20 protein-coding genes are annotated in these 19,881 nt (G+C 71.5%); 12 read left to right on the forward strand and 8 right to left on the reverse strand.

Annotated features, from left to right (window positions below; genetic code table 11):
- Positions 1-867, forward strand: an 867-nt coding sequence (locus STRAU_RS31995) for a M24B family metallopeptidase (RefSeq protein ID WP_037663314.1), incomplete at its 5' end; no start/stop codon positions are given.
- Between the two features lie 21 nt (positions 868-888).
- Here STRAU_RS31995 and STRAU_RS32000 read toward each other — a convergent pair.
- Entirely contained in the window at positions 889-1,416 is a 528-nt protein-coding gene (locus tag STRAU_RS32000) for a carboxymuconolactone decarboxylase family protein (protein ID WP_397893144.1), read from the reverse strand.
- Positions 1,417-1,463: 47 nt separating this feature from the next.
- Between STRAU_RS32000 and pdxR the strand changes: the two genes are divergently transcribed.
- Positions 1,464-2,948 carry a MocR-like pyridoxine biosynthesis transcription factor PdxR gene (gene pdxR / locus STRAU_RS32005; protein ID WP_016644560.1) on the forward strand — a complete coding sequence of 495 codons (1,485 nt, stop codon included), beginning with the start codon at positions 1,464-1,466 and terminating at the stop codon, positions 2,946-2,948.
- A gap of 25 nt (positions 2,949-2,973) precedes the next feature.
- Here the strand turns inward: pdxR and STRAU_RS32010 are convergent, their stop codons facing one another.
- Positions 2,974-3,417: a winged helix-turn-helix transcriptional regulator gene (locus STRAU_RS32010; protein WP_016644561.1), complete on the reverse strand. Its 444-nt coding sequence runs from the start codon at positions 3,415-3,417 to the stop codon at positions 2,974-2,976.
- A 107-nt stretch (positions 3,418-3,524) separates the two neighbouring features.
- Between STRAU_RS32010 and STRAU_RS32015 the strand changes: the two genes are divergently transcribed.
- Positions 3,525-4,346, forward strand: coding sequence for an NAD(P)H-binding protein (locus STRAU_RS32015; RefSeq protein ID WP_016644562.1), 822 nt, complete (start codon positions 3,525-3,527; stop codon positions 4,344-4,346).
- A 24-nt stretch (positions 4,347-4,370) separates the two neighbouring features.
- Here STRAU_RS32015 and STRAU_RS32020 read toward each other — a convergent pair whose 3' ends face one another.
- Positions 4,371-4,889, reverse strand: a complete 519-nt coding sequence (locus STRAU_RS32020; protein ID WP_037663317.1) for an ATP-binding protein — start codon at positions 4,887-4,889, stop codon at positions 4,371-4,373.
- A 239-nt stretch (positions 4,890-5,128) separates the two neighbouring features.
- Between STRAU_RS32020 and STRAU_RS32025 the strand changes: the two genes are divergently transcribed.
- The 9 genes from STRAU_RS32025 to STRAU_RS32065 all read left to right on the forward strand — a co-directional run bounded on the left by STRAU_RS32025 (position 5,129) and on the right by STRAU_RS32065 (position 15,391).
- Positions 5,129-5,983 carry a hypothetical protein gene (locus tag STRAU_RS32025; RefSeq protein ID WP_016644564.1) on the forward strand — a complete coding sequence of 285 codons (855 nt, stop codon included), beginning with the start codon at positions 5,129-5,131 and terminating at the stop codon, positions 5,981-5,983.
- A 205-nt stretch (positions 5,984-6,188) separates the two neighbouring features.
- Positions 6,189-6,923: a YcnI family copper-binding membrane protein gene (locus STRAU_RS32030; protein ID WP_016644565.1), complete on the forward strand. Its 735-nt coding sequence runs from the start codon at positions 6,189-6,191 to the stop codon at positions 6,921-6,923.
- A gap of 72 nt (positions 6,924-6,995) precedes the next feature.
- Complete coding sequence (locus STRAU_RS32035) at positions 6,996-7,691, forward strand: SCO family protein (protein ID WP_016644566.1); 696 nt, start codon at positions 6,996-6,998, stop codon at positions 7,689-7,691.
- Complete coding sequence (locus STRAU_RS32040; protein ID WP_016644567.1) at positions 7,688-8,284, forward strand: copper chaperone PCu(A)C; 597 nt, start codon at positions 7,688-7,690, stop codon at positions 8,282-8,284. The genes STRAU_RS32035 and STRAU_RS32040 overlap by 4 nt, the downstream gene beginning before the upstream one ends.
- A 16-nt stretch (positions 8,285-8,300) precedes the next feature.
- Entirely contained in the window at positions 8,301-10,310 is a 2,010-nt protein-coding gene (locus STRAU_RS32045; protein ID WP_016644568.1) for a copper resistance CopC/CopD family protein, read from the forward strand.
- A gap of 5 nt (positions 10,311-10,315) precedes the next feature.
- Positions 10,316-11,575: an iron uptake transporter deferrochelatase/peroxidase subunit gene (gene efeB, locus STRAU_RS32050; protein ID WP_016644569.1), complete on the forward strand. Its 1,260-nt coding sequence runs from the start codon at positions 10,316-10,318 to the stop codon at positions 11,573-11,575.
- A 77-nt stretch (positions 11,576-11,652) separates the two neighbouring features.
- A complete protein-coding gene (pheA, locus tag STRAU_RS32055; protein WP_016644570.1) occupies positions 11,653-12,588 on the forward strand; it encodes a prephenate dehydratase in 936 nt (311 codons plus the stop codon).
- Positions 12,589-13,256: 668 nt separating this feature from the next.
- Entirely contained in the window at positions 13,257-14,546 is a 1,290-nt protein-coding gene (gene serS / locus STRAU_RS32060) for a serine--tRNA ligase (RefSeq protein ID WP_016644571.1), read from the forward strand.
- Positions 14,543-15,391: an HAD family hydrolase gene (locus tag STRAU_RS32065; RefSeq protein ID WP_016644572.1), complete on the forward strand. Its 849-nt coding sequence runs from the start codon at positions 14,543-14,545 to the stop codon at positions 15,389-15,391. The genes serS and STRAU_RS32065 overlap by 4 nt, the downstream gene beginning before the upstream one ends.
- Before the next feature lie 479 nt (positions 15,392-15,870).
- Here the strand turns inward: STRAU_RS32065 and STRAU_RS32070 are convergent, their stop codons facing one another.
- The 5 genes from STRAU_RS32070 to STRAU_RS32090 all read right to left on the reverse strand — a co-directional run bounded on the left by STRAU_RS32070 (position 15,871) and on the right by STRAU_RS32090 (position 19,771).
- Positions 15,871-16,119 (reverse strand): SGM_3592 family protein, encoded by a 249-nt coding sequence (locus STRAU_RS32070; protein ID WP_037663354.1) that lies wholly within the window; start codon positions 16,117-16,119, stop codon positions 15,871-15,873.
- 89 nt (positions 16,120-16,208) lie between these two features.
- Positions 16,209-16,931 (reverse strand): ABC transporter permease, encoded by a 723-nt coding sequence (locus STRAU_RS32075; protein ID WP_016644574.1) that lies wholly within the window; start codon positions 16,929-16,931, stop codon positions 16,209-16,211.
- Positions 16,932-16,942: 11 nt separating this feature from the next.
- Positions 16,943-17,854, reverse strand: a complete 912-nt coding sequence (locus tag STRAU_RS32080; protein WP_016644575.1) for an ABC transporter ATP-binding protein — start codon at positions 17,852-17,854, stop codon at positions 16,943-16,945.
- Between the two features lie 2 nt (positions 17,855-17,856).
- Positions 17,857-18,738: an ABC transporter permease gene (locus tag STRAU_RS32085; RefSeq protein ID WP_016644576.1), complete on the reverse strand. Its 882-nt coding sequence runs from the start codon at positions 18,736-18,738 to the stop codon at positions 17,857-17,859.
- Positions 18,728-19,771: an ABC transporter ATP-binding protein gene (locus STRAU_RS32090; protein WP_016644577.1), complete on the reverse strand. Its 1,044-nt coding sequence runs from the start codon at positions 19,769-19,771 to the stop codon at positions 18,728-18,730. Before STRAU_RS32090 ends, STRAU_RS32085 begins: the two co-directional genes overlap by 11 nt.
- Positions 19,772-19,881 lie beyond the last annotated feature (110 nt).

Raw genomic sequence — 19,881 nt, forward strand, 5'->3', positions numbered from 1 at the left:
GTCACCGCCGAGCGCGACGAGGAGCTGCGCGTCTTCCTCTCCGAGGCCCGTCTCGTCAAGGACGAGTTCGAGGTCGGCGAGCTGCAGAAGGCCGTGGACTCCACGGTGCGCGGCTTCGAGGACGTGGTGAAGGTCCTCGACAAGGCCGAGGCCACCTCCGAGCGCTACATCGAAGGCACCTTCTTCCTGCGCGCCCGCGTCGAGGGCAACGACATCGGCTACGGCTCCATCTGCGCCGCGGGCCCGCACGCGACCACCCTGCACTGGGTGCGCAACGACGGCGCCGTGCGCTCCGGCGAGCTGCTCCTGCTCGACGCGGGCGTGGAGACGCACACGTACTACACGGCGGACGTCACCCGCACGCTGCCGATCAACGGCCGCTTCAACGAGTTGCAGAAGAAGATCTACGACGCCGTGTACGAGGCCCAGGAGGCCGGCATCGCGGCGGTCAAGCCGGGCGGCAAGTTCCGTGACTTCCACGACGCCGCGCAGCGCGTGCTCGCCGAGAAGCTGGTCGAGTGGGGGCTCGTCGAGGGCCCGGTCGAGCGCGTCCTGGAGCTGGGGCTGCAGCGCCGCTGGACGCTGCACGGCACCGGCCACATGCTCGGCATGGACGTGCACGACTGCGCGGCCGCCCGCCGCGAGTCGTACGCCGACGGCACCCTGGAGCCCGGCATGTGCCTGACCGTCGAGCCCGGTCTGTACTTCCAGGCGGACGACCTGACCGTGCCGGAGGAGTACCGCGGCATCGGCGTGCGCATCGAGGACGACATCCTCGTCACGGAGGACGGCAACCGGAACCTTTCCGCCGCGCTGCCCCGGCGGTCCGACGAGGTCGAGCTTTGGATGGCCCGCCTGAAGGGTTGATGTCGGCCGGGTGCGCCGGGGCTAGCCCTGGCGCTCGTCCGTCCCGGCGACCTTCGCGGTGCTCAGGGCGATGCGGTTCCAGGTGTTGATGGCAAGGATCAGGCCGAGGACATGGCCCAGCTCGGTCTCGTCGAACTGGGCGGCGGCCTCCGCGTACACCCCGTCGGAGACGCCCGCGTCGGCGACAAGAGTGACCGCGTCCGTCAGGGCGAGAGCAGCCTGCTCCTTGGCGGTGAAGAAGTTCCTGGCCTCGCGCCAGACGGCCACCATGTGCAGCCGGTCCTCGCTCTCGCCCGCCTTGCGGGCGTCGTTGGTGTGCATGTGCAGGCAGTACGCGCAGCCGTTGAGGTGCGAGGCGCGGATCTGGATCAGCTCGACCAGGGCCGGGTCGAGGCCCGTGCGGGCGGCGGCGTCCAGGCCGATGACGGCCTTGAAGACCTTCGGGGCGGCCTTGGCGAAGTCGATGCGGGCGGTGGCCTCGGTGGCCTCGGCGTGCGTGGTGTGCGTGGAGTGCGTCGTGTGCGTCGTGTGCGTCTCGGTGTTCGTCATGACCATGAATCTAGGCGCCGGAAAGACCTTGGGTAGGGTGCATTTCCATGGCGGAATCATGGGTCAATTCGGCAGACGCGGCGGATGAGACGGCGTCGGCGGAGCGCGTCGGCAGTGATCTGCATCTGGAGCTCAGCGGCGAGGGCAGCCGCCGGGCCGCCCTGATCCGCGCGCTGCGGGCGGCGGTCCAGGACGGCCGCCTGGCCCCCGGCACCCGGCTGCCCCCGTACCGCTCCCTGGCCGCCGACCTCGGCGTCGCCCGCAACACCGTCGCCGACGCCTACGCCGAACTGGTCGCCGAAGGCTGGCTGACCGCCCGGCAGGGCTCGGGCACCCGCGTCGCCGACCGCGCCGCGCCCCCACCGCGCGCCCGCATCCCCAAGCGCTCCCCCCACACCCCCGCGCGCCCCGCCCACAACCTCGTCCAGGGCCAGCCGGACGCCGGCTCCTTCCCGCGTGCCGCCTGGCTGGCGGCCGCCCGGCGCGCCCTCACCGCCGCGCCCAACGAGGCGTTCGGGCCGGGCGATCCACAGGGCCGTATCGAGCTGCGCCGCGCGCTCGCCGGATATCTGGCGCGCGTCCGCGGCGTACGGACCGACCCGGACCGGATCGTGGTGTGCTCCGGCTTCGCGCACGCGCTGCGGCTGCTGTTCGGCGGGCCCGGTGGCGGCGCGGGCGGCGGGGTGCTGCGCGGCCCGGTCGCGGTGGAGGCGTACGGACTCGGCTTCCACCGCTCGCTCCTGGACGCCGCCAAGGTACGTACGGTGCCGCTGTCCCTGGACGAACACGGCGCTCGGGTGGAGGAGTTGGCCCAGGTGGCGGGCCCGGTCCGGGCGCTGCTGCTCACCCCCGCGCACCAGTTCCCGACCGGCGGCCCGCTGCACCCCGCGCGCCGCGCCGCCGCCGTCGACTGGGCCCGCACGCGCGACGGCCTGATCCTGGAGGACGACTACGACGGGGAGTTCCGCTACGACCGCGAACCCGTCGGCGCCGTCCAGGGACTGGACCCCGAACGCGTCGTGTACATCGGCTCGGTGAGCAAGAGCCTGTCGCCCGCCGTCCGGCTCGGCTGGATGGTGCTGCCGGAGCACCTGGTCGGCGCCGCCGTCACCGCCAAGGGCCAACGGGAGGCATGGGTGAGCGTGCCCGACCAGCTCACCCTCGCCGACCTCGTCGACTCCGGCCACTACGACCGGCACGTCCGCCGCATGCGCCAGCGCTACCGGCGCCGCCGCGACCACCTCGTCGCCGCCCTCGCCGAACGCGCCCCGCACATCACCGTCACCGGCATCGCGGCCGGCCTGCACGCCGTGCTCCGCCTTCCGCCCGGCACGGAGGCGTCCGCGGTGAAGGCCGCCGCGTGGCAGGGGGTCGGCCTGGAGGGCCTGTCGGACTACCGGCACCCGGCCGCGGCCACGCACGCGCCGGACGGCCTCGTGGTCGGGTACGCGACACCGCCCGAGCACGCGTACGCGGCGGCCGTGGACGCTCTGTGCCGGGTGCTGCCGCCTTCGGGGGAGGGGGAGTTGTGAGGCGTACGGCCGCGCGTGCGGGCGCTCAGCGGGTGGCGCCGGCCTCCGCCTGAGCGGCGCGCCCGTCGTACGCCCTGCGTGCCGCCGCGATGTCCGGGCGGTGGGCGATCGACCAGTCCGCCAGGGTCTTCACCAGGTGGGTGAGGCTGTGGCCCAGCTCCGTCAGTTCGTACTCGACCTGCGGCGGGACGGTGGGGTGCACCGTGCGCTTCACCAGGCCGTCGCGCTCCAGGCGACGCACCGTCAGGGTGAGCATGCGCTGCGAGATGCCGCCGTGGATGCGGCGCTGGAGCTCCTTGAACCGCAGGACTCCGGAGGCGAGTTCGACGACTACGTAGACCGACCATTTGTCGCCGAGCCGGTCGAGCACGTCCCGGACGCCGCACTCGTCCTGCGGTGTCTCGCAACTGATCACCGGCTCGCCCTCGGCCGCGCCGGGGGTGGTTATCGCCGTGTGCCCTGCTGACATCAGAGTGCCTCCTTACGTGATCGTCCGCGGGTGATCACGATGGTGGTGGGCCCGGCGAGCACCGCCGCCCGCTCCCATGGAACCCAGAACGACGGGGGAACGTTCCCATGCTCATGATCACCGGCGCCACCGGCGCGCTCGGCAAGCTCGTCACCGCGCGCCTCTCGGACCGCGAGGACGTCGTGGTCGGCACCCGCACGCCCGGGCCCGGCGGGCGGCGCGTCGACTTCGACGACCCGTCGTCCCTGGACTTCACCGGCGTCGACACCCTGCTCGTCATCTCGGCGGGCGCGGCCGAGGACGACGTCGTCACCACCCGGCACGAGGCCGTGATCTCCGCCGCCGAGAAGGCGGGCGTCGGCCACCTCGTCTACACCAGCCTGAGCGGCGACGGCGACCACCTCACGTACGCCCTCGCGCACCGCTGGACCGAACGCCGTCTGCGCCGCTCCACGCTGAACTGGACGGTGCTGCGCAACGGTCTGTACGCGGAGTTCCTCGCCGCCGTCGCCGCGCCGGGCCCGGACGGCACGATCGCCGCGCCGCTCGGCGACGGCCGCCTCGCCGCGGTGGCCCGCGAGGACCTCGCCGACGTCGCCGTCCGCGTGGCCACGGACCCGGCTCCGCACGCGGGCCGCACCTACGAACTCGTCGGCGAACACCCCCTGGGCGGCACCGACCTGGCCCACGCCGTCGGCGGCCACTACGAACCCGGCACCCTCGCCGCGACCCGCGAGGCGATCACGGCGGCCGGTCAGGCCCTGCCCTTCCAGATCCCGATGCTCCTGAGCACGTACTCCGCGATAGCGGGCGGCTTCCTGGACGGCACGAGCATCGAGAACAACCAGCTCCGCACACTGCTGGGCAGAGCACCGCGTCCCGCACTCGACGTCTACGTGGAGGAAGTTTTGAGCCCGTCCGGCGTTTGAGGACGAGCAGGCCGCAGGCCGCGATCAAACGGCGAGCGGCGCCCCCTCACGCCACTTGAGAACCTTGTCGAAACTGATCACCGCGCCGCCGCGCCCAGGCTTGTTGCCGACGTCCACATGGTCGGCGAGCTCCCGGATGAGACACAGGCCGCGCCCGCTCTCGGCGTTCTCCGAAGGCATCGCGGGCATCGAGGGCGCGAGGGCCGCGGGGACCGGGCGCCGGGCGCGGCGGCGCCCCCGGCCCCGGCGGGTCGACATGACGACGCGGCCCGGGGGGAACCCGGGGCCGGAGTCGGCGACCTCGATGCGGCACTTCTCGCCGTCCAGATACGCCGTGACCCGATACGCGCCGCCGGGCGCACCGGGGGCGGCCGCCCCACCGTGCTCCACGGCGTTGGCGCATGCCTCGGTGAGCGCGAGCGACAGGTCGTAGGAGACGTCGGGGTGCACCCCCGCGCTCTCCATCGTGCCGATCAGCAGGCGCCGGGCGAGCGGAACGCTCGCAGCTTCGCGCCGCAAATGGAGTGACCACCAGATGCTCATGCTCCAGCCTCCTGGCTGCGGCTCGACATACCGATACGTATTGCCGCGCCTGCTCGCGAATAAGCGCCCACTTGACGTGATGCCGCCCATACGGCGGACGCGGCGGCGGGCCCGTCCGGTGTAGACGAGTACCCCTCGTGAAGGGGCGGAACCGGGCGGAACGGCGCGGACCGGCCGGGGCGGGACCTTGCGGACCTGCCGTAGGTGACGGGTAAGCCTGGTGCGATGATGGCCCCGCCATGACTGCCCCCCACGAGCGCCAGGCGCGCACCGGAGCCGACCTCCGGCTGCTGCGGGCCGCGATGTTCGCCGCGGTCTGCGTCGTGCTGTCCGCGGGGGGCCATGTACTCGCCTCGTGTGCCGCCGTCCCCCTGTGGACGCTGGCCGTGGCCTTCCTCGCCGTGCTCGCCGTCGCCGCGCCCCTCGCCGGGCGCGAGCGGTCGCTGCCGGGCATCGCGGGGGCACTCGCCGCCGGTCAGCTCGCCCTGCACGCCCTGTTCGGCCTCGGCCAGCAGCACGGCACGGCCATGGCGTCGGCCAGCGCGGGCGGTTCGGACGCCGCCTCGCTCGTCGAGCGCGCGGCCCGGATCGCGTGCGGCGCGAGCGCGGCGACGATCACTCCCGTCCAGGCCCGGCAAATCCTCCGGGGCGCCGGTCTCGAACCCTCGGGCGGCGCCCACGCGGCCCACGGCCACGCCGGGAGCGAGGCCGCGGGGCACGCCGCGACGGGCTCGATGCCGGGGATGGACCCGGCGGCCTCGCTCCTTCCGACCCTGCCGATGCTGCTCGCGCACGTCCTCGCGGCGCTCGCCGCGGGCTGGCTGCTGCGCCGCGGCGACCTCGCGCTGGCCCGTCTGGTGCGGCTCTCGGCCCAGGGGGCGTATGGAGTCGCCGAGGCCGCGCTCGTACGTTCCCTGCGTGCGGCCCTCGCTCTGGTACGAGTGCTGCGCGCCGGGCTCCCCGGCGCACCCCTGGCGGGCCCGGTGCGCGCCGCCCGCACCCTCGTACCGTCCCGGCTCCGCACCGCCACGCTCCAGGACACGGTGATCCGGCGCGGTCCGCCCGCGCCCGCCGACCTCGCGCTCGCCGCCTGACGCGGACCGCTCCCGTTCCCAGGGGAGCGGGTGCCGCGTGGCGCACCCGCACGCACGCGCGCGTGGCCGCACGGCCCGCCGCACCGCGTCCCCTTTCCGAACACCACAGTGCGTACGGCCGTATCACCGTTCACCGCGGGCACGCCGCCCGTGTCACCACGGGCACGACCGCCGTGCCCGCCTGCCGAAACTGGAGCATTCCGCCATGAAGTCCCTGACCCGCGCCTCCGTCGTCGCCGGCACCGCCGCCTCCGCCGTCCTGCTGCTCTCCGCCGTCCCGGCCTTCGCGCACGTCAGCGTGAGCCCCGAGGGCGAGGCCGCCAAGGGCGGCTACGCGACCGTCAACTTCAAGGTCCCCAATGAGCGCGACGACGCCTCCACCACCAAGCTGGAGGTCACCTTCCCCGCCGACCAGCCGCTCGCGTCGGTGATGACGGCGCCGGTCCCCGGCTGGAAGGCGAAGATCACCAAGACCAAGCTGAAGAAGCCGATCGAGATCCACGGCGAGAAGATCGACGAGGCCGTCTCCAAGGTCGTGTGGACCGCCGACGGCAAGGGCATCGAGCCCGGCACCTTCCAGAAGTTCCCGCTGTCCCTCGGTCAGCTCCCCGAGGACGCCGACCAGATGGTCTTCAAGGCCCTCCAGACGTACAGCAACAAGGAAGTCGTGCGCTGGATCGAGCCGCAGCAGAAGGGCGCGGAGGAGCCGGAGTTCCCGGCGCCCGCCCTCGCGCTGACCGCCGCGTCCGAGGACCACCACGGCGGGGCCGCGTCCGACGACAAGGCCAAGGCCGACGCGAAGTCCGGCGGCAAGGAAGAGAGCGCCTCCGACAGCGACAGCAGCGACACCACCGCCCGCACCCTCGGCATCGTCGGCATCGTCGTCGGCGCCGCGGGCGTGGCCTTCGGCGTGCTCGCGGGCCGCCGCCGCAACGCCTGAGCCGCCCGCGGGACGCGCCGTCGGCCCCGGCCCCGGCGCGTCCCGGCCTCCTCACATCTGGGACATTTTCGTATGCGCAAGTTGAGCAAGCAGACCACGAAGACGCTCACCGCCGCCGCGCTCCTGACCGCGGCCGCCCTCACGCTCACCGCGTGCGGTTCGGACGGCGGCGACAGCAAGAAGAAGGTCGCCGACGTGTCGGTGGAGCCCGGATCGGACAAGGCCGCGACGGTCATCGACCAGCCGTTCAAGAAGCCGGACCTGGTCCTGACGGACACCCACGGCAAGAAGTACGACCTGCGCGAGCAGACCAAGGGCAAGCCGGTGCTCCTCTACTACGGCTACACCAACTGCCCGGACGTGTGCCCGCTGACGATGAGCAACATCGCGGTCGCCAAGAAGAGCCTTCTACAGAAGAAGGCCGTTTCGAAGGCGGAGCTCGACAAGCTCCAGGTCGTCTTCGTCACCACCGACCCCGAGCGGGACACCTCGAAGGAACTGGGCAAGTGGCTCAAGGCCCAGGACCCCGAGTTCATCGGCCTGACCGGTGACTTCCCGACCATCCAGGGCAGCGGCCGCACCGTCGGCATCAACATCGAACCGTCCAAGAAGCTCAAGAACGGCAAGATCGAGTCGATGCACGGCACGCAGGTCATCGCCTTCTCGCCGAAGTCCGACGCCGGCTATGTCGTCTACAACGGCAAGGACGCCACGTCCAAGGACTACGAGCAGGACCTCCCCAAGATCCTCAAGGGACAGAACCCGTGAACCACCGCACCACCCGCCGCCGTCGCCTCCTGACCGGCGGCGCCATAGCGCTCACCGCGGGTCTCGTCCTCGCGGGCTGCGGCGACGACGACTCCAGCAAGGCCGACAAGCCCGAGCAGGTCTCCTCCGGGGACGCCGCCAAGAAGCCCGAACTGTCGGTCGGCGGCGCCTACATCCCCGCCCCGGCGATGGCCGACATGGCCGGCGGCTTCTTCACGGTCACCAACAAGGGCGGCGCGGACAAGCTCGTCGGCGCCTCAAGCCCGCTCGCGGGCAGCGTCACCCTGCACGCCACCGTCGGCTCCACGATGAAGGAGCGGAAGTCCTTCGACGTGCCCGCGAACGGCAAGCTCGCCTTCGCCCGCGGCGGCAACCACATCATGCTCGAAAAGCTCAAGCACAAGCCGGAGCAGGGCGACAAGGTGGAGGTCACCCTCCGCTTCGAGAAGTCGAAGCCGATCACCGTCCAGGTGCCGGTGAAGGCCGCGACGTACAACCCGGAGAGCGCCTCGGACCAGCGGTCCGAGGGCTCCGAGCACGACACGAGCAACACGAAGCCCCACTCCACCACCGACAAGCACTCGTCGCACTGAGGGGACTGAAGAGTTGATGCGGACCACCGCTCCCCGCCCGGGGCCGGTTTCCCTGACCGGGTACGGGCGCCTGCTGCTCGTCGCCGTCGCCCTGATCGGCGCCGTCCTCGGCTCCGTGCTCGCCGCCGCGGCGCCCGCCGGCGCGCACGCCGCGCTGACCGGGAGCGACCCCAGGCAGGGAGCGGTGGTCGACAAGGCACCCGCGCAGGTGTCGCTGACCTTCTCCGAGAAGGTCGCCATGTCCGACGGCTCGGTACGCGTCCTCGACCCTGCGGGCAAGCGCGTCGACACCGGCAAGACCAGCGACCTCGGCTCGAACAGTTACGGCGTGAAGCTGAAGCCGGGCCTGCCCGACGGCACCTTCACCGTCGCCTACCAGGTCGTCTCCGCCGACAGCCACCCCATCTCCGGGGCCTTCACCTTCTCCATCGGCGCGCCCTCCGACACCAAGGTGTCGCTGTCCGACCAGGAGGTCGGCGGCGGAGTCGTCGGCGCGCTCTACGGCATCGCGCGCTACGTCTCGTACGCCGGATTCACCGTCGTCGTCGGCGGTGCCGCGTTCGTGCTCGCGTGCTGGCAGCGCGGCGCGGGGGTGCGGCCGCTGCAGCGGCTCGTGGTCGGCGGGTGGCTCGCGCTCACCGGGGCCACGCTGGTGATGCTGCTGCTGCGGGCGCCGTACACCGGGTCGGGCAAGCTCGGCGACGCCTTCGACCTGGCCAAGCTCGGCGACGTACTCCAGACCAAGACCGGCGCCGCGCTCGTCTCACGGCTGCTCCTTCTCGCGGCCGCCGCGCTGTTCATCGCGGTGCTCTTCGGGGCGTACGAGCGGCGCGAGGACGCCAAGGAGAAGCGGGACCTCGCCTTCGGCCTGGCGATCGGCGGCAGCGTCGTCGCCATCGGCATCGCGGCGACCTGGGCGCTCGCCGAGCACGCCTCGACCGGCATCCAGGCCGGCATCGCGATGCCCGTCGACGTCCTGCATCTGCTGGCCGTCGCGGCCTGGCTCGGCGGGCTCGCGGCACTGCTGCTGTGCCTGTACCGCGCGCCGCTGATCGACGCCGCTGCCGTACGCCGTTTCTCGCGCGTCGCGTTCGCCAGTGTGGTGACGCTGGCGGCGACCGGCCTCTACCAGTCGTGGCGGCAGGTCGGCTCGTGGACCGCGCTCGTCGAGACCCGGTACGGGCAGTTGCTGCTCGTCAAGATCGGGCTCGTCGCCGTCCTCGTGGGCGTCGCGTCGGTGTCGCGGCGCTGGACCGGCCGGATCGCGGGGGAGGCCGGTGGGCTGACGCCCGAGGCGGCGGCCGCGGCGGTCGTCGAACAGCGGAAGGGCACCGCCACCCCCGCGCGTACGGCCGGTTCGGCCGGGTCGACCAAGAAGAAGAAGCCGGTCGCCGTGGCGCACGCCTCCAAGACCGGGGCGTCGGCGGACACCGGCGGCCCGGGCGCCGACGACGGGAAGAGGTCCGCGCAGCTCGCCCGGCAGCAGGCCGCCATGGACTCCGCCCGCCAGAAGCGGATCCGCGACGCCGACCCGCACCGCTCGGGCCTGCGCCGCTCGGTGTTCACCGAGGCGGGCGTCGCCGTCGTCCTGCTCGCCGTCACCACGATCCTGACCAGCACCGAGCCCGGTCGCACCGAGGAAGAGGCCAAGAACGCCTCGTCCGCGTCGGCGCAGCGGCCCGCGGGCCCCGTCAAGATCAAGATCCCGTTCGACACCGGCGGCCAGGACGGCAAGGGCGACGTGCGCCTGGAGCTCACGCCCGGCCGTACCGGCAGCAACGACCTGCACGTCTTCGCGAACCGGCCCAACGGCAGCGGCTTCGACATCCCCGAGGTGAAGGTCTCCTTCACCCTCAAGTCCAAGGACGTCGGCCCGCTGCCGGTCGCCCCCGACCGCATCGCGACCGGACACTGGAGCGCGAGCGGCGTGCAGATCCCGATGGCCGGCAAGTGGCAGGTCAAGGTGACCGTGCGCACCTCCGACATCGACCAAGTGACCCTCGACAAGAACGTGCAGATCGGCTGACCCTCATGGCGGACCACACCATTTCGCGACGGCGCCTGCTCGGCACGGCGGGCGCCACCGGCCTCGCCCTCGGCGCGGCGGGCAGCGCCGCCGGATACGCGGTCGCGTCCTCGGACTCGGCCGACGGCTCCGGCGCTTCCGGGGCGGCCCTGACGACCCTCGGCACGGACGAGGTGATGTTTCACGGGAAACATCAGCCGGGGATCACCACCCCCGTGCAGTCCCGCGGTCACCTGATCGCCTTCGACCTCGCGGCGGGCGCCGGGCGCAAGGAGGCGGCGGCGCTGCTGCGCCGCTGGTCGACCGCGGCCGCGCGGCTGATGGCGGGCAAGCCGGTGGACGGCGCGGGCCCGGACACCGACATCGCGCGCGACGCGGGCCCCTCCGCGCTCACCGTCACCTTCGGCTTCGGCCACGGCTTCTTCGGCCGCACCGGCCTGGAGAAGCAGCGCCCGGCCGCCCTCGACCCGCTGCCCGACTTCTCCTCCGACCGCCTCGACAAGTCCCGCAGCAACGGCGACCTGTGGGTGCAGATCGGCGCGAACGACCCGCTCGTCGCCTTCCACGCGCTGCGCGCGCTGCAGAAGGAGGCCGGTTCGGCGGCGAAGGTGCGCTGGCAGATGAACGGCTTCAACCGCTCGCCCGGCGCCACCGCCCGCCCCATGACGACCCGCAATCTGATGGGCCAGATCGACGGCACCAACAACCCGAAGCCGTCCGACGACGACTTCAACAAGCGGATCTTCGTGCCCGAGAAGCCGGACGGCGCCGACCCCGCCTGGATGGCCGGCGGTTCCTACGCCGTCGTACGCCGCATCCGGATGCTGCTCGACGACTGGGAGCGGCTCGCCACCAAGGCCCAGGAAGACGTCATCGGCCGCCGCAAGACCGACGGCGCGCCGCTGACCGGCGGCACGGAGACCACCGAGATGGAGCTGGAGAAGACCGGCGCCGACGGCAAGCTCGTGGTCCCCCTCAACGCCCACGCCCGCATCACGCGCCCCGATCAGAACGGCGGTGCCGCGATGCTGCGCCGCCCGTTCTCGTACCACGACGGCTTCGACGCCAAGGGCGAGCCGGACGCGGGGCTGCTCTTCGTCTGCTGGCAGGCGGATCCGCTGCGGGGCTTCGTGCCGGTGCAGCGCAAGCTCGACCGCGGGGACGCGCTCTCGGAGTTCATCCGGCACGAGGCGAGCGGGTTGTTCGCGGTGCCGGGGGGCGCGGGGGCCGGGGAGTACGTGGGGCAGCGGCTGCTGGAAGGGTGAGCCGGGGCGGGTACGGCGCGGGCTTCGCTCCGTGAGACGCGTGAGCCGCGTCTCACGCCGCGCATTAGGGTGACGGTATGTCGGCGACGCGCTACACCTACCTCGGCCCCGAGGGCACCTTCACCGAAGCGGCCCTGCGCACCCTGCCCGAGGCGGCCACCCGGGAGCTGGTCCCGATGGTGTCCGTCCCGGCGACGCTGGACGCGGTGCGCTCCGGCGAGGCCGCGGCGGCGCTGGTGCCGATCGAGAACTCGGTGGAGGGCGGCGTCACCACGACCGTCGACGAGCTCGCCAAGGGCGAGCCGCTGATGATCTACCGCGAGGTCGTCCTTCCGATCGCCTTCGCGCTGCTGGTGCGCCCCGGCACCCAGCTCAAGGACATCAAGACGGTGACCGGCCACCCGGTGGCCCAGCCGCAGGTGCGCAACTGGCTCGGCGCCCATCTGCCGGACGCGCTGTGGGAGTCGGCGGCGTCGAACGCCGACGGCGCGCGGCTTGTGCAGGAGGGGCGGTTCGACGCGGCGTTCGCGGGCGAGTTCGCCGCGGCGACGTACGGCCTGGAGCCACTGGTCACCGAGATCCACGACGCGGCCAACGCCGCGACCCGGTTCGTGCTCGTGGGCCGGCCGGCCCGGCCCGCTGCGCCCACCGGCGCGGACAAGACCTCCCTGGTGATCTGGCTCGGCGACGACCACCCCGGTGCGCTGCTCGAACTGCTCCAGGAGTTCGCGGTGCGCGGCGTCAACCTGATGCGGATCGAGTCCCGGCCGACCGGGCAGGGCATCGGCAACTACTGCTTCAGCGTGGACGCCGAGGGCCACATCACCGACCGCCGCGTGGGCGAGGCGCTGATGGGCCTGAAGCGGATCTGCCCGAAGGTGCGCTTCCTCGGGTCCTATCCGCGCGCGGGCGTGGCGTCCGAGGACGTCCGGCCGCAGCGGCCGGGGACCACCGACGCGGAATTCATGGCGGCGTCGGACTGGCTGGCGCGCTGCCAGGACGGCCGGTTCTGAGCGTTCACCGGCACTTCAGATCGTTCGCCGACGCTTCATCTGCCCTCTCCCGGAGGTTCTCCGGGGCTCCCGACGGTCTTCGGCGTGGCCGAAACCCCGGTACTACCTGCAGATTTACGTTGTCCACAGAAGTTATCCACAGGTGCCCTTCTCGATCTGGGGACAAGTCGACAACGAAGCGCGACATCGTCGACAAAGCGGCTCTCAGCGCTCAAGTACGTCCACAGCCCCGCACGTCACCCCTGTCCACTCTTTTCCATTGATCAACTCTTTGGAGTTAACCATTTCCACTCGAAAGTTGGCTCGGAGAGGGTTTGGGGCAGGAATCCGCCGACGTACGGAGGAGATTCAGAGCGGCCTCTTCCGGCATCCACAGATCTTTCGCACAGCCTGTGGATAACTTTCCGGTAGAACCCATTCCTGTGGACAACCGGGTCCCCAAGTCCCGTTTCCCACAAGGGGATCGAGTCAAGGCGGCTGGATAGTTCTGCCCCGTTTCGGGGAATCGTGTCCGCTTTATTGACCCTCCGAACGGGCGGCGCTCTCCGGCCACCCGGACGTCATCCCGGCGTCACTCCAAGGAATTCCCATTCCGACAAAACGGGCATAACGCCTGCATGGTGAATATCAAGTCGTGGGCCGGAACCGGGCGACGGTAGCCTTGAGGGGTGATTGACCTTCGCCTGCTCCGTGAGGACCCCGACCGTGTCCGCGCTTCTCAGCGCGCCCGTGGAGAGGACGTCGGCCTCGTCGACGCCCTGCTCTCCGCCGACGAGCGGCGCAGGTCGTCCGGCCTCAGCTTCGACGAGCTCCGCTCCGAGCAGAAGGCGCTTGGCAAGCTCATCCCCAAGGCGTCCGGCGACGAGAAGGCCGAGCTCCTGAAGAAGGCCGGCGAGCTGGCCGCCGCGGTCAAGGCCGCGAACGCCGCGCAGGACGAGGCCGACGAGGAGACCAAGCGCCTCCTCCTCCAGCTCGGCAACCTCGTGCACGAGGACGTGCCGGTGGGCGGCGAGGAGGACTTCGTCGTCCTGGAGACGCACGGCACCATCCGCGACTTCGGCGCCGAGGGCTTCGAGCCCAAGGACCACCTGGAGATCGGCGAGGCGCTCGGCGCCATCGACGTCGAGCGCGGCGCGAAGGTCTCGGGCTCCCGTTTCTACTACCTGACGGGCGTCGGCGCGCTGCTCGAACTGGCACTGGTCAACGCGGCGATCGCGCAGGCCACGGAGGCCGGCTTCATCCCGATGCTGACCCCCGCCCTGGTGCGCCCGCGCGCCATGGAGGGCACCGGCTTCCTCGGCCAGGCCGCCGAGAACGTGTACCACCTGGAGAAGGACGACTACTACCTGGTCGGCACCTCCGAGGTCCCGCTCGCGGCGTATCACATGGACGAGATCATCGACGCCGACAAGCTCCCCCTGCGGTACGCCGGGTTCTCACCCTGCTTCCGCCGCGAGGCCGGCACCTACGGCAAGGACACCCGCGGCATCTTCCGGGTGCACCAGTTCGACAAGGTCGAGATGTTCTCGTACGTCGCCCCGGAGGACGCCGAGAACGAGCACAAGCGGCTCCTCGACTGGGAGAAGCAGTGGCTGACCGGCCTGGAGCTGCCCTTCCAGGTGATCGACGTCGCCTCCGCCGACCTGGGCGCCTCGGCCTCCCGCAAGTTCGACTGCGAGGCGTGGATCCCCACCCAGGGCAAGTATCGCGAGCTGACGTCCGCGTCGAACTGCGACAGCTTCCAGGCCCGCCGCCTGTCCGTGCGCATGCGCGAGGAGCAGGGCGGCAAGAAGGCCGTCCAGCCCCTCGCGACGCTGAACGGCACGCTGTGCGCGGTGCCGCGCACGATCGTGGCGATCCTGGAGAACCACCAGCTCGCCGACGGTTCCGTGCGCGTGCCGGAGGTTCTGCGGCCGTATCTGGGCGGACGAGAGATCCTGGAGCCCCTCGCCAAGTGAGCACCGTCTCCCCCGTCGGAACCGGCCCGTCCGAGAGCGGCCGCCCGGCCTTCCCGTACCCCCTCGTGGCGACCGACCTCGACGGGACGCTCCTGTCGCCCGACGACACGGTCTCGACGCGCACCCGTGCCGCGCTCACCGCGGTCACCGCGGCGGGCGCGGCCCACATCGTCGTCACCGGCCGCTCCGTCGCCTGGACCCGGCACATCCTGGACGACCTCGGCTACGACGGTCTTGCGGTGTGCGGCCAGGGCGCGCAGGTGTACCACGCGGGCGAGCACCGGCTGCTGACCTCCGTCACCCTCGACCGGCAGCTCGCGGGCCTGGCCCTCGCCAAGATCGAGGCGGAGATCGGCCCGCTGGCGCTCGCCGCGAGCCGCGACGGCCTGGAGGGCGAGGTCCTGGTCGGCCCCGGGTACGTGGTCCAGGACGGCCCGCTCCCGGTCATCCCGTTCACGGACGTCGCGGACCTGTGGGCGGCGCCGCTCAACAAGGTGTACGTCCAGCATCCCGGGCTCGGCGACGACGCGCTGGCGGCCGTGGCGCGGGAGGTCGCGGGCGATCTCGTCGGCGTGACGATGGCGGGCGAGGGCATAGTGGAACTCCTGCCGCTCGGCCTGACGAAGGCGACGGGCCTGTCCCTCGCCGCACGCCGCATCGGCGCGAAGGCCGTGGACACGATCGCCTTCGGCGACATGCCCAACGACATCCCGATGTTCGCCTGGTGCGCCCACGGCGTGGCCATGGCCAACGCCCATGAGGACCTCAAGGCGGTCGCGGACGAGGTGACGGCCTCCAACGAGGAGGACGGGATCGCGGTGGTGTTGGAGCGGTTGCTGGCCTAGGGCCTTGAGCGGGTCCCGCCGCGGGCAGTACGCGTAGCCGCTGTGGGCAGCCGGACCCGTCACCGTCGGCCGCTACCGCTGTGGGCAATCGTCCCGCAGGGCGGGACGGGTGGGCACAGCCCCGGCCTACAGCCACTGTCCCGTGGACGTACACAAAGGCCGGACCCAAGGGCACGGGAATGTTCCCGTAACCCCCAGGCCCGGCCCAGTGCAACGTTGGGTGGGCGGCCCGCGCAGCGAAATGTGCGCGCTCGAAGCGGCCGCCCCGGGCGGTCCCCCGTGGCGCGGCTCAAACGGAGTGCGGTGACTACTCCGGAGCCTGCCGCGGTTCGCCCTGCCGGGAGCACGACGGACTGTTCATGAACAACGCCGGCTCCTCTCCCAGAAGGTGAGCGCCGGGACGGACCCGGCGCGCGGTGACTTCTCCACTCTGCCGAGCACCGGCGCCGTACGCCACCGAATTTCCCGGGGGGCCGGGCCTACTTGCGGCGCCGCCTCTTCCTGCGCCGGCTGAAGAACCACCCGGCGGGCGGCTCGTCGGATCGCCAGGGCTGGGGCTCGGGCGCCCGGTCCCGCCAGCGGGCGGAGAGCATGCGGGCCCGGGCGGACGGCTCGGCGGCCTCGGCGGAACGTATGAAGTCGTCGTCGAGAACCACCTCGTCCCAGGCCCCGTCCCCGGCGCCCTCCGCGCCCGCGGGCTCCTCGTCCCGACCGTCGTCCGATGCCATCGCGGCACCTCCCAGCCACTGCTGAAGCATCCCCCTCCCACCAGTGTCCTGGTGGGAGGGGGAAGACGCCGTCAAGACGGCAGGACGGCCTACTCCTCGCCGGCCAGCGTCAGCGTCCGCAGCTTCTGCCCGGCGAACCAGGTGGTCCCGGCCGTCACGACGATCAGCAGGATCACCGCGACGGGCAGGCCGACGTCGGAGGTGACCAGGTCACCGCCGTCCGCGGCCTTGTGGGCGACGGCCAGCGACCACTGCTGGACGCTGAGCGTGCGCGCCCCGGAGACCAGCGACCCGAAGAGCGCCTCCCACACGAGGGCGTACACGAGGCCGAAGACCACCGCGTGCCGCGTGATGGTGCCGAGGAGCAGGAAGATCGCCGCGTACGCGATCGAGGAGACAAGGGCGGCGATGGTGTAGGCGACGGCGACCTGCTGGCCGTTGCCGTTCAGGATCATGCCCGCGATGAACGTCGGGACCGCCGAGAACGCCATGGTGACGGCGATGGCGACGGTGAGCTTGGTGACGATGATCGTGGGCCGTTTGACCGGCTTGGACAGCAGGTAGAGCACCGAGCCGTCGTCGATCTCGGGGCCGATCGCACCGGTGCCGGCGATGACGCCGATGATCGGCACCATGGTGGCAAGCGCGAAGCCGCCGAGCAGGTCGGAGGCGACCTGGTCGTCGGCGCCGCTGAGGGCGCGTACCGCCGCGGAGATGACGATCAGCAGCAGCGGCAGGGCGAAGAGGATCAGTGCCCGGCGGCGGCCGAGCAGGGCCCGGTAGGTGAGCCGGGCGACAGTGGGGTCGTACACGGTGGCTCCCTTCAGGCCGCGACGAGATAGGAGAAGACCGACTCGAGCGACTCGTCCGAGGGCGAGACGGTCATCAGCCGGATGTCGTGTTCGCGGGCGATGCGTGGCAACAGGGTGGTGAAGCGACCGAAGTCGACGGCCTGGATGCGCAACGCGCCCTCCTTGAGGTCGACTTCGATGCCCGCGGTCGACGGGTCGGCGATCAGCGCGGCCGCGAGTGCGCGGTCGTCGCTGGAGCGCACCAGGTAGCGGTGCGGCCGGTCCGTCATCAGGCGGCGGATCTTGCGGAAGTCGCCGCTGGCCGCGTGGCGCCCGGCGACGATCACCTCGATGTGCGAGGCGAGCTGTTCGACCTCTTCGAGGATGTGCGACGAGAACAGGACGGTGCGTCCTTCGTCGCCCATCTTGCGCAGCAGCTCCATGAGTTGCATGCGCTGGCGCGGGTCCATGCCGTTGAAGGGCTCGTCGAGCAGCAGCACGGACGGCTCGTGGACGAGCGCGGAGGCCATCTTCACGCGCTGCTTCATGCCCTTGGAGTACGTCGAGATCTTGCGGTCCTGCGCGTACTCCATCTCGACCGTGGCGAGGGCCTTCTGGGCGGCCTTCTTGCCCAGGCCGTGCAACTCGGCGTTGGCGACGACGAATTCGCGGCCGGTGAGGAAGTCGTACATCCCCTCGCGCTCGGGGACGATGCCCAGGTGCTTGTAGATGGTCTCGTTGCGCCAGGTGGGCTTGTCGTCGAGCGTGACGGTGCCGGTCGAGGGGGCGAGGAAGCCGCCCATCATGCTGATGAGGGTGGACTTCCCGGCGCCGTTCGGGCCGAGCAGGCCGGTGACTCCGGGGCTGATCGTCATCGTGATGTCGTTGACCGCCACCACGTTGCCGAACCAGCGGGATACGTGGTCGATGCTGAGGGACGTCATTTTCAGAGCCCGGCCTTTCGGTAGCGGCGCAGCAGGGCGGCGTAGCTGCCCGCGATGAGGGCGAGGACGACGAGGACGTAGACGGCGCCCGCGCCGGCCGAGGGGCCTTCCTTGCCGGGGAAGGCCGAGGTGGCGCCCAGGAAGGCGGTCTGTATGCCGTCGATGAGCGTGATCGGCGAGAACAGGCCGAGCCAGCTGATGGCTTCGGAGCTGCCCTGTTCGTGCGCGATGGCCTGGACGGTGGACACCGCTCCGTAGGAGATGGTCAGGACGGCGATGACGGCGGCGATGCCGAAGCCGCGGCGCGGGGTGACCGCCGAGATGACCAGCGCGATCCCGGAGAAGAGGACGGAAAGCAGTGCTACGGAGACCAGTCCTTGGGCGAAGCCCTTCGTCTGGTCCGCGAAGTCAAGTTTGGCGAGCAGTGCTCCTACGTAGAGCACGACCAGCGGGACGGCCGTCAGGATGAACAGCGCGCTGGAGAGTGCCGCGAACTTCGCGCGTACGTAGTCGACGCGTTCGATGGGGCGCGAGAAGTACAGCGGCACGGTCTGGAACCGCAGGTCCCTGGAGACGGTCTGCGGGGCCTGGGCGGCCAGGTAGAGGCTGATGACGGCCTGGAGCACTATGGCGTAGCGCGTGTAGTCGATCGGCAGGTCGTTGGCCTTGGTGGCCACGGCGACCGCGACCATGATCAGCGCGGGGGCGCACATCACCCCGAAGAGGATCATCGGCAGGACCTTGGACTTGGCCGAGCGGCCGAGGCCGTAGGCGCCGCGCAGGCTCTGCGAGAACAGCGACCGGGTGGCGTACGCGCGGCCCAGGCGCGGTCCTTCGTAGTGCCGGTAGCCGATGTTGTGGATCTGGGTGGAGTCAGCGGGCATCGCGGGCGCCTCCTGTCTGCTCGGCGGCGGCCGCGGTGGCCGCCCAGGCGGCGGCGCGCTCGGAGGGCGCCTCGTGGCCCGGGGCCGGCTCACCCTGTTGTTCGTCGTTGCTGCGGAAGACCTCCGCGATGTGGTGCCTGCGCTGTTCCATGCGGACCAGGCCGAGGCCGAGATCGGCGACCACGTCGCGTACGAGGTCGTACGTCTCCTCGCCCTCTGCTTCGAGCAGCACGGTGTGCCCGGCGCCGGGCAGGCCGCCGCCGTCGTCCTGGGTGGCCACGCCGCGGCCCTGCAGCGCCTTGCGCAACGCGCCGGTGCCGTCGGGGTGTTCGTCGCTGTCGGTGACCTCGACGGCGAGGGTCGTCGTGGTCTGGGTGAAGTCCGTGGTGGAGCTGGAGCGCAGGAGCTTGCCGCCGTCGATGACGACGACGTGGTCGCAGGTGCGTTCCAGTTCGCCCAGGAGGTGCGAGGTGACCAGGACGGAGATGCCGAAGTCGGTGTGCACGCGCCGGATCAGGCCCAGCATCTCGTCGCGGCCGACCGGGTCGAGGCCGTTGGTCGGCTCGTCGAGGAAGACCAGCTGCGGGTCGTGCACCAGCGCCTGGGCGAGCTTCACGCGCTGCTTCATGCCGGTCGAATAGCCGCCGATGGGGCGATAGCGCTCTTCGTAGAGCCCGACATGGCGCAGGGTGTCCGCGGTGCGTTCGCGCGCGGCGGCAGGCGGCAGGCCCGACATGCGCGCCATGTGGACGACGAACTCGGTGGCCGAGACGTCCGGCGGCAGGCAGTCGTGCTCCGGCATGTAGCCGACGCGCTCGCGGATCTCGCCGCCGCTGGTGGCGACATCGAGGCCGAGCACGGCGGCGCGGCCCTCCGTGGCGGGGGACAGACCCAGCAGGATCTTGATCAGTGTGGACTTGCCGGCTCCGTTGGCTCCGACGAGTCCGGTCACACCGGGCCCGATATCCATGGAGAGCCGGTCAAGCGCGGTCACCCTCGGGTACCGCTTGCTCAGGCTTTCGGTCGCGATCACAGTCACGGTTCGAACGTAGTGGCGCGGACCACACCGGGGCGTCAGCCCTGAGGCTCGATCGCCGTCACTCTCGAGTATTACGGGCCCGTAGGGGTCGTCCGGAAGTCGAC

Origin of the sequence: Streptomyces aurantiacus JA 4570 (assembly GCF_000414115.1) — a bacterium.
In the GTDB taxonomy this organism is placed as follows: domain Bacteria; phylum Actinomycetota; class Actinomycetes; order Streptomycetales; family Streptomycetaceae; genus Streptomyces; species Streptomyces aurantiacus_A.